Genomic DNA, 13,639 nt, shown 5'->3' with positions numbered 1-13,639 from the left:
GTAGTCCTTAGGTAGTGAGATCAGGCGGCGCGGCTATGGGAAGCTCGCGCGATTCCAGGCGGTAGAGCCAGGCCAGCAATTCTGCCACTGCAACGTAGAGTTGGGGTGGAATATGTGCGTCCAGGTCCACCTGCATCAGCAGGCCGACCAACTCGCGGGATTCGTGCACATACAGGCCGTTTTCTTCGGCGGCACGGACAATCGTGTCCGCCAACTGCCCGTAGCCCTTGGCGACGACGCGGGGGGCGCCATCCTTTTCGTCATAGGAAATGGCGACCGCGGCATTGCGGTTCGCATTGGGGCCATTGTCCTCGGAGTAGGGGATGATGCTCATTAGATATCGGTGGGCATGACGGGGCGCGGATCTACCACGCTGACCGCCAGGTTGCTCAGTGTCAGGCCAGCGGCCAGCAGGCGTGCGCGCAGTTGGTCCGACGAATCATTGATCTCGGCAGCGCTGTGCGGGGCGACCAGTTGCAGCACGATCTGGTCGCCGGCCAGATTCAAACGGGCGTCAACCAGACCCAGCCTGGGCAGGTCCAATTTGAGGCGAGTGGCCCAGGTAGGCACCGCCGAGTCGGGATCGCCGCCGTAGGGCTCGCGTTCCACTTCCCATTCCATGGGGGTGCCAGGCCAAGCTTCGCCTTGCCAAGTCAGGGCCTGATTGGCAAGCACGTCCAATTGTTGGCGGACCAGCACAGTCAGGTCTTGGTGAATACCCGCCACGGGCGTGCCCGGAGCTGGGGTCCCTGACGAACCCGAGCCGGACGGCGCGTCGGCGCCGCCTGCGCGGCTGGGCGCGGACGAGTCCGCCCGGCCACGCGAGGGCGCGGCATTCTGTTGTGCGGCGGCGTCTTTGCTGAGTTTGGCCTGTGGCTCGTTTTGCAGCATGGACGGATTGGTCCGGCCAAAGACCATGTCGGTCAGATGGGACTCATAGAACAAACCGCTGGTTTGCAGGGCTTGGCGCAGGGCTTGGCCCAGTGTGCGTGCGGCCGGGCCGCCAGCAGCAAGCGCAGCATGCGCGGTGGCCTCCGCGCCGCGAGCGGCGTTTGCGTCGGTTTGTCCGGCGGGGCGTGCCGGCTTGGCGCCTGCGGTCTGCGCATCGGTGCCGGCCGCGAGTGCGGCAGCAGCAGCCGTGGAAGCGGGCAGAGCGGCCGGTGTGGCGGGAGGTTGTCCGGCCGGGTTCTGCTGGCCGGCCGCTGCGGGCTGGCCGGGTTGGCCGGATGGCGCCTGTCCCGCCTGTCCGGCAGGTTGGCCGGGCGTTTGGCCGGTTGCGGCGTCGCCGCTCCAGAGCGGCGCGCGTCCTTGGACAGCGGGCGCGGCTTCGGGGTATTGGGCCAGCAGGGAAAGAATGGTTCGGGCAGTCGTACCCAGCGTGGTCGGCGCCGAGGCGGTCGTGTCGCTACTGGTGACCAGACCGCGCGCGGCAAGCGCCAAGGCGGCCGCCGTCTTGGCGTCCACCACGGTATTCTGGCGGTCGCCTCGGGCGCCGCCAGTTTGTATGCCTTGCCGGGGATCACGGGCTGAACCGTCGGATGCGCCGGGTTTTTCAGGGCTGCCGGGCTGGCTGACGGCGTCTGGCCGCGCCCCTGAAACGAGATTGGCGTTGGCGGCGGACATCGTCGTGCCAAGCACGGCGTCCAGCCGCTGCACCAGGACGTTGCCGAGTGCGGCGGGACCTACGCTCATTCTTCAGGCGCCTGATAACCGTAGGCCGACAGCAGCGTCTGCTGGCGCTTCATCCGCCCCAGCAGTTCGCCCAGGCGGGCCAGTTGCGGAATGGCCAGGTCGCGCGTCAGCGCATCGTTTTCCAGGATGCGGACGAGCAGGTCGTATTTCATTGCGCGGCCGGCTTCGTCCAGCGGAGTCTTCCGCTCTGTTTGGCGCAGGTTTTCAACGCGCTCACAATACTGCTGTCCATGAATCATGGCCGTGTCCCAGTCGCCCGCTTGGGCGGCCGTCAGCATTTCCCCGGTAATGGAAGCAATTTCCTGGTAGTGATCCAGGATGGAGGGGGGGTACTGAGTCAGGGACGTCATGGAAATCTCGGGCGTTCTCGGGCTGGCAAGGGGCATGTTCAGGGCCATTACGGCTCCACGCCGCCAGCCGGCCGGTCGATGGAAGTTTGCCACGCCTCGGCCAGATCGGTCAGCAGGCGATCGGCGATATCAAGCTGTTCGACATCCGTCTTGAGGTTCGCCGTCAGCAGCGTGCGAATGATGTAGTCGTAGAGCAGGGCGAGGTTTACGGCGATGTCGCCGCCAGCCTCCATATTTAGCCCGGTCTTCAAGCCTTCATCAACAATTTTGATCGCTTTCGAGATGGCCGCGCCGCGTTCAGCGATACGGCCTTCCTTCATATGAAGGCGCGCCTGCCCGATAGCTGCCCGGGCACCCATGTACAACAGGGTGATCAGCCGCTCCGGGCTTGCGCCAAGAACTTGCGTTTCCAGGCCGATATCGGCGTAGGAACGGACAGAGTGAGACCCTGTGGGTCTTCGGGCGGCATACGTCATTTAATACATCTTCTAGAGGTTATTTGGTCGACTTGTTCAGCGCCTCGAACTGCTGGGTCAGATAGTTGCCGGTGCTCTGCATCTTCATGTAGAACGTGTCCAGTGCCACAAAACGCGTGCGCATCTGTTCAAGTTCGGTATCGCTTGCAGATTTCACGCGGGCTTTCTGCGCATCAACAGCGGTCATCGACTTGGCCAGGCCATCCTGGCGGGTCTTCAGAGAGCCGCCTGTGCCCAGCACGTCTTTCAGTGCGGCATCGATATTCTTGGCCAGGCCGTTCTTGCCCGTCAGCAATTCTGCGACGTCGGCGGGGTTTTCGGTCAACGCCTTGGTCAGCTTGGTCGTATCCAGCTTCAGTTCGCGCGCCGTGGCATCGGTGGTGATGCCCATGTCAGCCAGCGAACGGATGGTGCCGCTGCCCAGCACGCTTTGCAGTGCGCCCGACAGTGATGATTGGATCGAACGCGTCGTGCCGTCGCCTGTCAGCGGCTGATTGGTCGACGCCTTGGCATCAAACGCCGTCAGATTCTTGATGGTCGTTTGCAGCGCTTTGTACTTCGCAACGAAATCCGTCACCGCCTTGGTGGCTACCGACGGATCGGATTCCAGCTTCAGGGTGATGGGCTTGCCGGCTTCGGTTTTTTCGGCCAGGTTCAGCGTGATGCCGTCGATGGCGGTCGAAATGTTGTTCGAGCCGCTTGTGACGGCGATGCCGTTGATGGTGATTTTGGCATCCACAGCCTTGTCGGCCTTCATGCCCGTGGTGGTGCCGTCAGCGGCCGTGCTGAAGCTCAACACGTCCTTGAGCGACTGGTCGCCGTTCACGGTGATGGACTTCACCGCGGCTTTTTCGCCCGTGTTGGAGGCCGTCAGCATCAGGTAGTTATTGCCGTTGCCGTCGTTGATGACGGTGGCGCGCACGCCGGCCTTGTCGTCGGCGTTGATCGCCTTGACGATGCCGTTGAGCGATGTGTCGTCCTTCAGGTCGATGGTGCGCTTGGTGCCGTCGGCCAATTCGATTTCAAACGTGCCGGTGGCACCGTTTTTGGCAGTGCGGTCGGCAACGGAGCCCGATTGCAGGCTTTGCGCCTTGGCTAGGTTATTCACTTCAATGGTGTACTGGCCCGCGACGGCGCCCTCGGCGGCCACAGTGGCCGTCAAGGCGGAACCGCCGGTGACGCTGCCCTTGATGGCAGCCATCGTCTCGGTTTTGCCCAGCAGCGCGGCGGCGCTTTGCATAGCCTCCAGGGCGCTGGTCAGCTGCGAATAGGCGTCGATCTGGGTCTTGTAGCTGGCTGAGCGAGCGGTAAATACCGACAGTTTTTTCTCTTCGGCAGCCGCCAAATCCGACAGGATTTTTTCCAGCGGCAAGCCGGAAACCGAGCCGAGATTAGTAATAGAAGCCATGTGAAATTCCTTCCTAGCGATACGATTCTGTCAAAAATATGGTGCCGGCGATTGGCCGGGTAAAGGCATAAGGCGGGCCTAATTCGGTGATTCGCTCACTGATTGGCGCCAAAACAGCATGTGGACCCCATTTTTTGGGTCACCTCAAGCTGTTGTTTTGATGCCATTGCCTTGCATGTTCACGATCATTTTGGCGATTTTGAGTACGGTTTCGCTGGGGATCGTGCGAATTACATCACCCGATTCCGCGTCGACGACCGACACCACTACCTGATGCACGTTGGGATCTATCTCAAACTGGAGCTGCGTGGACCAGGCTTTCATCTGGTCGTTGATTTCATCCAGTGCCTTGTCCAAAGGCAGCTTCTGCGAGTTGGATTGGTCCGACGTGGCACTGTCGGAGGCGCCGCTATTGGTTGCGGCCACCGTGGGCGTTACGGACACTGCCGGATCGGCAATGACCGGAGCAGCCGCAACCGGCGTTGGTGCGTACGAAGCAGGTACTAGTGGGGTTACGGCCATGAACACTCCTGCGGCGATGTGGGCGTCTTGGAGGAACGCGCTGTTTTCAGGGAATTCTCAGCTACCATAACGGCATATCCGCAGGGAACTTTAGCCTCCGGCGGGACAGATGTTTCACGTGCTAAATAGTTCGGATCGGGCAATGAGTGTCAAGACGGCGCTGCGAGTTATCGAAATCATCGAAACCTATGCTCGCGAAAAACGCGCGCTGCCTCTGTCGGAACTGGCCCGGTTGCTGGATGTGCCTGTTTCCAGCTGTCTGGCGCTGATCCGTACGCTGACCGGTCTGGGTTATCTGTATGAAACCGGGCGGCGGCAGGGGTATTACCCCACCGGCCGTCTGCTGGCCATGGCGCAGCGCATAGCGCGCGCCGATCCCGTACTGGATCGGGTTTATCCCAGCCTGGTTGAATTAAGGGACGCAACCCGCGAAACAATCGTGTTCGCCAAGCTAGCCCAAGACCGCCGGGTTGTCTACCTGGACGTCCTGGATTCGCCACATACGATCCGTTATGCGCCTGTTGCCGGCGAGTTCAAAGACGTACACGCAAATTCGCTCGGAAAGGCATTGATGTCGCTAATGAGCGACGCGGCGCGCGATGAGACGCTCGCGGGCATGACACTGACCCGCTACAACGAGCGCACCCTGATCACGCCACAGGCAGTACTCGCCGACATTGAGTTATCCCGCCAACGGGGATGGTTCATGAATAGCGGGGAATCCATCGCTGACGTGGGCGCTATCGCCTGGCCCGTCACGTTGTCGGGTGAGCACTACGCGATCTCGGTAGGGGGGCCGATCTACCGTATCGAACCCCAGCAGGAAACGTACGCGCGTATCCTGCGGGCGGCTTGCACCGCCCTGGAGCAACAGGCCTGAAGAGCACGCCTGAAAAGCCGGGCGGCGACCCGCAATGCCGGGTCCGCCCCTGATTTAGTAGGATTTCGGCAGGCCTAATACCTTTTCCGCGATAAAGCACATGATCAACTGCGGACTGACGGGTGCGATGCGCGGAATGAAGCTCTCGCGAAGCAGCCGTTCCACGTGGTATTCCTTCGCATAGCCCATGCCGCCCAAGGTCATGACCGCAGTCTGGCAGGCGTTGTAACCGGCCTCGGCCGCCAGGTATTTGGCGGTATTGGCGTAAGGGCCGCAAGGCTGGCCGGCGTCATACAGGCTCGCGGCTTTGAATACCATCAGATCGGCGGCTTCCAATTGCATCCAAGCCTGGGCCAGCGGGTGCTGAATTCCCTGGTTCTGACCGATAGGCCGGCCGAATACGGTGCGTTCGCCCGCGTACTTTACCGCCCGGTCCAGTGCCGCGCGGCCAATGCCAACGGCTTCTGCGGCAATCAGGATGCGCTCTGGATTTAAGCCATGCAGGATGTATTCAAAGCCTCGGCCTTCTTCGCCGATGCGGTCAGCCACAGGAATGCGAAGTCCGTCGATGAATAACATGTTCGAGTCCACGGACTTGCGGCCCATTTTCTCAATTTCCCGCACTTCGATCTTTTCGCGGTCAAGGTCGGTGTAGAACAGGGACAGGCCCTGCGTGGGTTTGTCGACCTCCGCCAGTGGGGTCGTGCGTGCCAGCAACAGCATTTTATTGGCGACCTGAGCCGTCGATATCCAGATCTTGCGGCCATGCACCACATACTCGTCGCCTTCGCGTATGGCTCGGGTGCTCAACTTTGTGGTGTCCAGCCCTGCATCCGGTTCGGTCACGGCGAAGCAGGCTTTTTCCCGGCCGGCGATCAATGGCTCCAGCCAGCGCGTCCGTTGCTCATCGTTGCCAAACACCACGACCGGGTTCAGGCCAAAGATATTCATATGGACGGCCGATGCGCCGGTAAACCCCGCGCCCGACGCCGAGATGGTTTGCATCATCAGTGCGGCTTCGGTCATGCCCAAGCCGGCGCCGCCGTATTCCTGCGGCATGGCGATGCCCAGCCAGCCGTCGCGTGCCAGGTCGGCGTGCAGCGATTCAGGAAACCCGCCTTCGCGGTCGCGTTCCAGCCAGTATTCGTCAGGATAGCGGTCGCAGATGCGGGACACGGCGTCGCGCAACGCCAATTGTTCGGGAGTGAAGGCAAAGTCCATTATTCGTTTCCATCTTGAGTAATGCCACGGGCGACCAGGGCGTCGATCCGGGTGGCGTCGTAGCCGGCTTCGGTCAATACCTCGCGGCTGTGCTCGCCCAGTCGGGGGGCTGGCCGGCGTATAGAAGTCGGTGTGCCTTGATAGCGCCCTAATGGGGCAGTGGTGCGCATTTGGCCTTCCGAGGGGTGCTCCATGTGGTGGATAAAGCCGGTGGCAGCCAGGTGTTTGTCTTGCAATAACCCATCCACCGTATAGAGCTGGGAGGCGGGAATGTCCGCACGCGTCAGATCTTCCAGCCACGCCTGGCTGGGCCGTGCGCTGATGACTTCCGCCACAAAGGCGTAGACCTCGCTAATGTGCGCGGCGCGCGCGCCATGCGTGCAAAAGCGCGGGTCCTGCGCAAGCTCGGGCTGGCCGATCAGGTCAAAGAAGTTGCGCCAGTGCTTGTCGTTGTAGATGAGCAGGCAGATATAGCCGTCAGCGGTGGCGTATGGGCGGCGATGCGGCGCCAAAAGGCGTGCGTATCCGGTCGGGCCCAGCGGCGGTTCGAAGGTGGCGCCGCCCAAGTGGTCGCCCAACACCAGATGGGCCATCCCTTCAAACATGGGGATTTCAACCTGCTGCCCGCGCCCGCTGGTCTTGGCGTGCAAGACGGCAGAAACCAGCGCAATTCCCACATGCAGGCCCACCGCGCGGTCGGCCAGGGTCAGGGGCGCATAGCGCGGCACGTCTCCGCTGTGCTGGGCGGACAACGCGGCAATTCCCGTCTGCCCTTGGATCAGATCGTCATAGGCCGGTCGGCCTGCATACGGGCCGGCTTCTCCAAAACCGTAGGCGCCCAGATAAACGATTCGTGGGTTGCGCTCGGCGACGGCTTCATACGACAGCCCCAGGCGAGCCATGGCTTGCGGCCGGATGTTATAGAGCAGGGCGTCGCAGCTTTCCGCCAGCTTCAGGCAGGCGGCTAGTCCTTCGGGCGTTTTCAGGTCCAGCACGATGGACCGCTTGTTGCGGTTCAGGTGCAGATACAAATGTCCCATGCCGGGATTGCGCATGGGACCCACGGCTCGCATGTTGTCGCCCGAGGGCGATTCGACTTTGATGACGTCCGCGCCCAGGTCCGCCAGAACCTGCGTGGCATAGGGGCCCATCACGACCGAACTCAGGTCCAGGATGCGCACGCCGCTCAGGGGGCCGGCGGCAGGGGCGTCGGGCAAAGGTTGTTCCGTCATTGCTGTTCGATTCCCGCGTCACGGATCAGCTTGCCCCACAGGTCGCGCTGTTCACTGACGAACTGAGCAAAAGCGTCAGGCGTGCTCGAAAATGCGTCAAAGCCCAGTCCGGCCAGGCGCGTCTTCACCTCGGGTTTAGCCACCACCTGATTGATCGCGGCATTCAGTTTGACAACGACCTCAGGCGGCAAGCCTGCGGGGCCGAAATAGCCATTCCAGGAATTCAGGTCAAAGTCCTTCACGCCCGATTCGGCCATGGACGGCAGATCCGGCACGATGGCGCTACGTTCGGCGGTGGAGACGGCCAGGGCGCGCAGTTGGCCCGACTGTACAAAGGCCAGGCCGGATGCCAGGTCGGTAAACATAAAGTCCACTTGTCCGCCGACCACGTCGGTCAGGCCTTGTGGCGTACCTTTATAGGGCACGTGAAGGATGTCGATTTTGGCGCGGTCCGCCAGGGTGGCGCCGGCGACGATGCCGGTGCTGTTGCCGCTGGCGTAAGTAATGCGGCCCGGATTCTTGCGGGCGTCGGCCACCAGGTCCCCCACGGTCTTCCACGGACGCTTGGGGTTCACGACCAGAATGAAGGGCAGATTGCCGCCACGCGCGATGGGGGTGAAGTCCTTGACGGGGTCGTATGACACGTTCTTCATCAACCACGGGGCCGCGGAATGCGAGGTGTTGGTGGTGACGAAAAGCGTATAGCCGTCAGGCTTGGCACGCGCGACGTAGCTGGCGGCAATGGTGGCGTTGGCGCCTGGCTTGTTTTCCACCACGATCTGCTGGCCCAGAATGGCCGACAGTTCCTGTCCGAAAATTCGGCCGACCGCATCGGTGCCGGAACCGGCTGGGAACGGCACGACCAGGGTGATGGGTTTATTGGGGTAGTCGGCAGCGAGTGCTGCGGGGGCGGCCATCAGGGCCGCACTGCCGACGATCGCTGCGCCTAGCAGGCGAAATGTTTGCATGGTTTGTCTCCAGATTTTTTGGGGTAAGGCGCGGCTTCTGTGGCCGCTGCCTGTTGTGTCGCTGCCTGTTGTGCCGCTGTGTTACGCGGCGGGGGGTGCCGCCGGGAAGTCGCGAATGACGCGGTCGGGGGATTCCTCATAGGGAGGCGTGTAGATCACCAGCAGGCGGGCGGGCTCGTCGCTGGTCACGGTGAACACATGGGGTATATCCGGCGGGAAATAGCAGCAGTCGCCCGGCCCCATGTCGGCCCATTCATCTTGCACCTGGGCTCGCGCAGTCCCCGAAAGCAGGTAGCAGACCTGCTCGATGCCGGGGTGCGCATGCGGCAGCGCGCCTTTGCCCTTGTCGATCACGCCCAGCAGCACCTCCACGCCGCGCGCGCCCACCGTATCGGGACTGATCAGGCGCCGGTTCAGCGTGCCGGTGTGATTGGCGGGGTGGTAGCCGGGTACGTCGGCTTCACGGACCAGCCAGCCGGGAGTTTTTGTCTGCGTCATGTTCATCCACTAAATTTGCATACGTAAATTTATTTTCACGTATGAAAAAAACATGGGCAAGTTATTTTTCGGAGCAGATACTGGGTCGCTCCCTAGGGGATTAGGGAAAACACCGTGCGCAGACTGCTAAAATCCAAGGCTGATCTCATTTAGCGACTTCGCCATGTCTTCTGTTCGACCGCCCGACGCGTCCGCCACCCTGTCCGATTGGCTCCAGTACCTGGAATCCATCCACGCCACCGCGATCGACATGGGGCTGGATCGGGTTCGTGAAGTCGCCACGCGCATGGGCCTTGAACTGTCGGGCGTGAAGTTCGTGGTTGGCGGCACCAATGGCAAGGGTTCCACCTGTGCCATGCTTGAAGCCATCTTGCTGGCCGCGGGCTACAAAGTCGGGCTGTATACGTCTCCGCACCTGATCGATTTCAACGAGCGCGCCCGCGTCAATGGGCAAATCGCATCGGACGAATCGCTGATCGCCCAGTTTCAGGCAGTCGAGGCCGCTCGCGGCGAGGTCTCACTGACCTACTTTGAATTCACGACGCTGGCCATCCTGCGCATGTTCTCGCAGACGCGTCTGGACGCCATCGTGCTGGAAGTCGGGTTGGGCGGCCGTCTGGACGCCGTCAATATTGTCGATGCCGACTGCTCCATCGTTACCAGCGTCGATCTGGACCATACCGACTGGCTGGGCGATACCCGCGAAAAGATCGGCTTCGAAAAAGCCCATATCTATCGCAGCGGCCGCCCGGCAATTTGCAGTGACCCGGTGCCCCCGCAATCTTTGCTGGATTACGTCGAAAAGATCGGCGCTGATCTGTGGCTGTTCGGCCGCGACTACAACTATTCGGGTGATCGCCAGCAGTGGGCGTTTGGCGGCCGCGAGCAGCGCCGCAGCGCGTTGGCCTACCCGGCGCTGCGAGGCGCCAATCAGTTGTTGAATGCGTCAGCTGCGTTGGCCGCGCTGGAATCCGTGCGCGACCGCTTGCCGGTGCAGCAGCAGGCCGTGCGCCTGGGGTTGTTGCAGGCCTCGTTGCCGGGCCGTTTCCAGATTCTGCCTGGGCAACCCTCAGTCATCCTGGATGTGGCCCACAATCCGCATGCAGCCGCTGTGCTGGCCCAGAATCTGGACAATATGGGTTTCCACCCTTACACCCATGTGGTGTTTGGCATGTTGAACGACAAGGATCTGGAGGGCGTCGTCGCCAAGCTGGGCACCCGTGCCGATCACTGGTATTGCGCGGGCCTGCCCGGTCCGCGTGGCACCACTGGCCAGGCGCTGGCGGACCGGGTGGCCGCTGCGTTGCCGCCGTCGCCTGCGGGGGCGGAAAGCCCCACCATTGCCGCTTACGCGAATCCTGCTCAAGCCTTCGCTGCAGCGCGCGAGCGGGCAGGGGAGAATGATAGAATCGTTGTGTTCGGGTCGTTTCTCACCGTGGCCTCGGTTTTGCAGGCACTGGGTCGCAAGGCGTAGGCAAATCGGGTCTTGGCGGCCCACCGCCTCATTGCCGCAAGGCGCCGCAAGGAATTCTCTTCCATGGGTTTTTTCAAACGCAAAGATCCTGCCGATCAGGCGCAGTCCTCCAAACGGGCGGCAGTGCCTAGCGAGGTTCAGGCTGCGGAGCTGCGCGGCCGCGCGCGGCGCAGGCTGGCTGGCGCCGTAGCACTCGTGCTGGCGGCGGTCATCATTCTGCCCATGGTGCTGGACTCGCAACCCGTGCCGGTTGCGGACATCCCCATCAGGGTGCCGGAACGCAATACGCCGTTCCAGCCGCAAGTCACCGAACCGCAGGCCGCCGCGCCGACGACGCCCGCTACCTCAGTACCAGGTGCAGCGCCGACCGATCCGTCAGCGATACCGACGCCGCCGCCCATGACGCCGTCCACGCCGCATGTGGCCGTAACGCCCACGACTCCGCCAGCCGTGCAGCCGGTCACGCCGCCGCCAGTCACGCCGCCCAAGCCTGAGGTCAAGCCCAAACCTGATCCCAAGCCGGCCACGCCGGCAAAGCCTGATACACGCTCGGATGACGGCGCCCGCGCGCTGGCCTTGCTGGAAGGCCGCTCGGCGCCCGCTGCTGCCGCGCCAGCGCCCAAGCCTGCCGCCGCCAAGGGTAATTTCGTGTTGCAGATCGCGGCCTACACCACGCAGGAAGACGCGCAGTCGCGCCGTACCAAGTTGCATCAGGCTGGTGTTACCAACGCATTTGTGGAACAAGCCTCCATCGGAGGCAAACAGCAGTACCGTTTGCGTGTGGGGCCATTCCCCTCGCGCGAAGCGGCGCAGGCGGCCCAGGCGCGGTTGCGCACCTTGGGTTATGACAATGGTTTTATTGCCGCCCAATAGTGACCGGTTTCGACTTCGTCGTGCTGGCCATCCTGGCGGTCTCGGGTGTGCTGGGCTTGGTTCGCGGCCTGCTCAAAGAGGTGCTGTCGCTGGTCGCCTATTTGCTGGCGTTTGTCGCCGCAATATGGTGGGGTCCCACGGTCTATACGTGGTTGGAGCCCTATATTGAAACGACGCTGCTGCGCATGGGAGTCTCATACGCCGTGGTGTTCATCATCGTGCTGCTCGGTGTGGGTTTGGTCAACATGACGCTAGCCGCCTTGATCCGCAGTACCGGACTCAGCCCCGCCGATCACGGCTTGGGCGGGATGTTCGGACTGGCCCGTGGTCTGTTGATCGTGCTGGCGCTGGTCGCCGCTGCCGGCTATACGCCGTTGCCCCAAGAGCCGTGGTGGAAGGACGCCATGTTTTCGCATTCGGCCATCGAGGCCATCAAACATATCAAAACGTGGCTGCCGCCGTCTTTGGCGACTTGGCTGCCGTATTGATTAGCTTCAAATCAACCAGGAAATCTCACCATGTGTGGAATCGTAGGGGTCATCGGGCGCGGGCCGGTCAACCAGCTGCTCTATGACAGCTTGCTGCTGTTGCAGCATCGCGGGCAGGACGCCGCGGGCATCGCGACGTCGCAAGGCAACCAATTCAATATGTACAAGGCTCACGGCCTGGTGCGCGACGTTTTCCGTACGCGCAACATGCGCTCGTTGCCGGGTACGTCTGGCGTCGGCCAGGTCCGCTATCCCACCGCGGGCTCGAGCGCCAGCGAGGAAGAGGCCCAGCCGTTCTACGTCAACGCGCCGTTTGGCATCATGTTTGCCCACAACGGCAACCTGACCAACTGGCGTGAACTGCGCGAATCGCTCTACCGGGTCGATCGCCGCCACATCAATACCAACTCTGACTCGGAAGTGCTGCTGAACGTGCTTGCGCACGAATTGCAGTCGTCGGCCAATGGCGTGTCGCTTGACGACGACGCCATCTTCCGCGCCGTGTCGGCGGTGCACAAGCGCGTGCGTGGCGCCTACGCCGTTGTGGCTCAGATTTCCGGCTACGGCCTGCTGGCGTTCCGTGACCCCAATGGTATCCGTCCGCTGTGTATCGGCCGCATGGAAACCGAAGAGGGCGTTGAATGGATGGTGGCCTCGGAATCCGTGGCGCTCGAAGGCAGCGGTTTTGTTTTCGTCCGTGACGTTGATCCGGGCGAAGCTGTGTTCGTTGACCTGGACGGCCGCTTCGTCAGCCGCCAGTGCGCTGACAATCCGCAATTGGTGCCCTGCATTTTCGAATACGTGTATTTTGCCCGTCCGGACTCGCTGATCGACGGCGTGTCGGTGTACGACGCGCGTCTGCGCATGGGTGAATATCTGGCCGACAAAGTGGCGCGCAATATGCGCTTGGGCGATATCGATGTTGTCATGCCGATTCCGGATTCCTCGCGTCCTGCTGCGATGCAATTGGCCGCGCGCTTGAATCTGGATTATCGCGAAGGGCTTATCAAGAACCGCTACGTGGGCCGCACCTTCATCATGCCCGGCCAGGCTGTCCGCCGTAAATCCGTGCGCCAAAAGCTCAATGCCATCGGTATGGAGTTCAAGGGCAAGAACGTGCTGCTGGTTGATGACTCCATCGTGCGCGGTACGACCAGCCGCGAGATCGTGGACATGGCGCGCGCTGCTGGCGCCAACAAGGTTTACTTCGCCTCGGCCGCGCCTCCGGTGCGTTTCCCGAACGTGTACGGCATCGACATGCCGACGCAATCGGAACTGATCGCCACCGGCCGCAACGACGAAGAAATCGCTCGCGCGATCGGCGCTGACTCCCTGATCTATCAGGACCTGCATGACATGCAGCAGTCGGTGCGCGACCTGAATCCCAAGATGTCGCGTTTCGAAGCGTCGTGCTTCGACGGTGAATACGTCACCGGCGACATTACCGCCGAATACCTGGCCCGCCTGGGCCAGTCGCGCGCGGAGCCGGGTCAGGACGAAGGCGCCAGCGGGCTGAAGTTCAATATGGGCTACGCTGCAAACGAAGCCTGATTGTTC

General features: G+C 62.1%; 15 protein-coding genes. 5 read left to right on the top strand and 10 right to left on the bottom strand.

Annotation, left to right across the window (positions count from 1 at the left end):
- Positions 1-7 precede the first annotated feature (7 nt).
- The 6 genes from RAS12_RS09520 to RAS12_RS09495 all read right to left on the bottom strand — a co-directional run bounded on the left by RAS12_RS09520 (position 8) and on the right by RAS12_RS09495 (position 4,448).
- The gene (locus RAS12_RS09520; protein WP_306947594.1) at positions 8-334 is read right to left on the bottom strand and encodes an EscU/YscU/HrcU family type III secretion system export apparatus switch protein; all 327 of its coding nucleotides are present in this window, start codon (positions 332-334) and stop codon (positions 8-10) included.
- Entirely contained in the window at positions 334-1,692 is a 1,359-nt protein-coding gene (fliK, locus tag RAS12_RS09515; protein ID WP_306947592.1) for a flagellar hook-length control protein FliK, read from the bottom strand. Before fliK ends, RAS12_RS09520 begins: the two co-directional genes overlap by 1 nt.
- Positions 1,689-2,042, bottom strand: coding sequence for a flagellar protein FliT (locus RAS12_RS09510; RefSeq protein ID WP_306947591.1), 354 nt, complete (start codon positions 2,040-2,042; stop codon positions 1,689-1,691). The genes fliK and RAS12_RS09510 overlap by 4 nt, the downstream gene beginning before the upstream one ends.
- Before the next feature lie 47 nt (positions 2,043-2,089).
- Positions 2,090-2,518 carry a flagellar export chaperone FliS gene (gene fliS / locus RAS12_RS09505; protein ID WP_306947589.1) on the bottom strand — a complete coding sequence of 143 codons (429 nt, stop codon included), beginning with the start codon at positions 2,516-2,518 and terminating at the stop codon, positions 2,090-2,092.
- Between the two features lie 19 nt (positions 2,519-2,537).
- On the bottom strand, positions 2,538-3,926 hold the full coding sequence (gene fliD / locus RAS12_RS09500; protein ID WP_306947587.1) for a flagellar filament capping protein FliD: 1,389 nt from the start codon (positions 3,924-3,926) through the stop codon (positions 2,538-2,540).
- A 144-nt stretch (positions 3,927-4,070) separates the two neighbouring features.
- Complete coding sequence (locus RAS12_RS09495) at positions 4,071-4,448, bottom strand: flagellar protein FlaG (RefSeq protein ID WP_306947585.1); 378 nt, start codon at positions 4,446-4,448, stop codon at positions 4,071-4,073.
- A gap of 142 nt (positions 4,449-4,590) precedes the next feature.
- Between RAS12_RS09495 and RAS12_RS09490 the strand changes: the two genes are divergently transcribed.
- Positions 4,591-5,328 (top strand): IclR family transcriptional regulator, encoded by a 738-nt coding sequence (locus RAS12_RS09490; protein ID WP_306947583.1) that lies wholly within the window; start codon positions 4,591-4,593, stop codon positions 5,326-5,328.
- A 54-nt stretch (positions 5,329-5,382) separates the two neighbouring features.
- On the opposite strand, the gene RAS12_RS09485 is transcribed toward RAS12_RS09490, so the two are convergent.
- The 4 genes from RAS12_RS09485 to RAS12_RS09470 all read right to left on the bottom strand — a co-directional run bounded on the left by RAS12_RS09485 (position 5,383) and on the right by RAS12_RS09470 (position 9,247).
- On the bottom strand, positions 5,383-6,549 hold the full coding sequence (locus tag RAS12_RS09485) for an acyl-CoA dehydrogenase family protein (RefSeq protein WP_306947581.1): 1,167 nt from the start codon (positions 6,547-6,549) through the stop codon (positions 5,383-5,385).
- A complete protein-coding gene (locus tag RAS12_RS09480) occupies positions 6,549-7,781 on the bottom strand; it encodes a CaiB/BaiF CoA transferase family protein (RefSeq protein ID WP_306947579.1) in 1,233 nt (410 codons plus the stop codon). The genes RAS12_RS09485 and RAS12_RS09480 overlap by 1 nt, the downstream gene beginning before the upstream one ends.
- A complete protein-coding gene (locus RAS12_RS09475; RefSeq protein WP_306947577.1) occupies positions 7,778-8,749 on the bottom strand; it encodes a Bug family tripartite tricarboxylate transporter substrate binding protein in 972 nt (323 codons plus the stop codon). The genes RAS12_RS09480 and RAS12_RS09475 overlap by 4 nt, the downstream gene beginning before the upstream one ends.
- 81 nt (positions 8,750-8,830) lie before the next feature.
- The gene (locus tag RAS12_RS09470; protein WP_306947575.1) at positions 8,831-9,247 is read right to left on the bottom strand and encodes a cupin domain-containing protein; all 417 of its coding nucleotides are present in this window, start codon (positions 9,245-9,247) and stop codon (positions 8,831-8,833) included.
- Positions 9,248-9,410: 163 nt separating this feature from the next.
- Between RAS12_RS09470 and folC the strand changes: the two genes are divergently transcribed.
- From folC to purF, 4 genes are all read left to right on the top strand, one after another.
- Positions 9,411-10,721, top strand: a complete 1,311-nt coding sequence (gene folC, locus RAS12_RS09465; RefSeq protein WP_306947573.1) for a bifunctional tetrahydrofolate synthase/dihydrofolate synthase — start codon at positions 9,411-9,413, stop codon at positions 10,719-10,721.
- 63 nt (positions 10,722-10,784) lie between these two features.
- Positions 10,785-11,594 carry an SPOR domain-containing protein gene (locus RAS12_RS09460; protein WP_306947571.1) on the top strand — a complete coding sequence of 270 codons (810 nt, stop codon included), beginning with the start codon at positions 10,785-10,787 and terminating at the stop codon, positions 11,592-11,594.
- A complete protein-coding gene (locus RAS12_RS09455) occupies positions 11,594-12,082 on the top strand; it encodes a CvpA family protein (RefSeq protein ID WP_306947569.1) in 489 nt (162 codons plus the stop codon). The genes RAS12_RS09460 and RAS12_RS09455 overlap by 1 nt, the downstream gene beginning before the upstream one ends.
- Positions 12,083-12,112: 30 nt before the next feature.
- Entirely contained in the window at positions 12,113-13,633 is a 1,521-nt protein-coding gene (gene purF, locus RAS12_RS09450; RefSeq protein WP_306947567.1) for an amidophosphoribosyltransferase, read from the top strand.
- Positions 13,634-13,639 lie beyond the last annotated feature (6 nt).

It is taken from the genome of Achromobacter seleniivolatilans (genome assembly GCF_030864005.1).
In the GTDB taxonomy this organism is placed as follows: domain Bacteria; phylum Pseudomonadota; class Gammaproteobacteria; order Burkholderiales; family Burkholderiaceae_B; genus Achromobacter; species Achromobacter seleniivolatilans.
The sequence above is the reverse complement of the archived record's forward strand: the minus strand, read 5'-3'. Positions and strand labels throughout refer to the sequence as shown.

Excerpts from the sequence above, each read along its gene's own strand:
- fliS (WP_306947589.1), bottom strand. The coding sequence starts at position 2,518 with ATGACGTATGCCGCCCGAAGACCCACAGGGTCTCACTCTGTCCGTTCC.
- RAS12_RS09495 (WP_306947585.1), bottom strand. The coding sequence starts at position 4,448 with ATGGCCGTAACCCCACTAGTACCTGCTTCGTACGCACCAACGCCGGTT.
- folC (WP_306947573.1), top strand. The coding sequence starts at position 9,411 with ATGTCTTCTGTTCGACCGCCCGACGCGTCCGCCACCCTGTCCGATTGG.
- RAS12_RS09485 (WP_306947581.1), bottom strand. The coding sequence starts at position 6,549 with ATGGACTTTGCCTTCACTCCCGAACAATTGGCGTTGCGCGACGCCGTG.
- RAS12_RS09480 (WP_306947579.1), bottom strand. The coding sequence starts at position 7,781 with ATGACGGAACAACCTTTGCCCGACGCCCCTGCCGCCGGCCCCCTGAGC.
- fliK (WP_306947592.1), bottom strand. The coding sequence starts at position 1,692 with ATGAGCGTAGGTCCCGCCGCACTCGGCAACGTCCTGGTGCAGCGGCTG.
- RAS12_RS09510 (WP_306947591.1), bottom strand. The coding sequence starts at position 2,042 with ATGACGTCCCTGACTCAGTACCCCCCCTCCATCCTGGATCACTACCAG.
- RAS12_RS09490 (WP_306947583.1), top strand. The coding sequence starts at position 4,591 with ATGAGTGTCAAGACGGCGCTGCGAGTTATCGAAATCATCGAAACCTAT.
- RAS12_RS09470 (WP_306947575.1), bottom strand. The coding sequence starts at position 9,247 with ATGACGCAGACAAAAACTCCCGGCTGGCTGGTCCGTGAAGCCGACGTA.
- RAS12_RS09475 (WP_306947577.1), bottom strand. The coding sequence starts at position 8,749 with ATGCAAACATTTCGCCTGCTAGGCGCAGCGATCGTCGGCAGTGCGGCC.
- RAS12_RS09460 (WP_306947571.1), top strand. The coding sequence starts at position 10,785 with ATGGGTTTTTTCAAACGCAAAGATCCTGCCGATCAGGCGCAGTCCTCC.
- RAS12_RS09520 (WP_306947594.1), bottom strand. The coding sequence starts at position 334 with ATGAGCATCATCCCCTACTCCGAGGACAATGGCCCCAATGCGAACCGC.
- purF (WP_306947567.1), top strand. The coding sequence starts at position 12,113 with ATGTGTGGAATCGTAGGGGTCATCGGGCGCGGGCCGGTCAACCAGCTG.
- fliD (WP_306947587.1), bottom strand. The coding sequence starts at position 3,926 with ATGGCTTCTATTACTAATCTCGGCTCGGTTTCCGGCTTGCCGCTGGAA.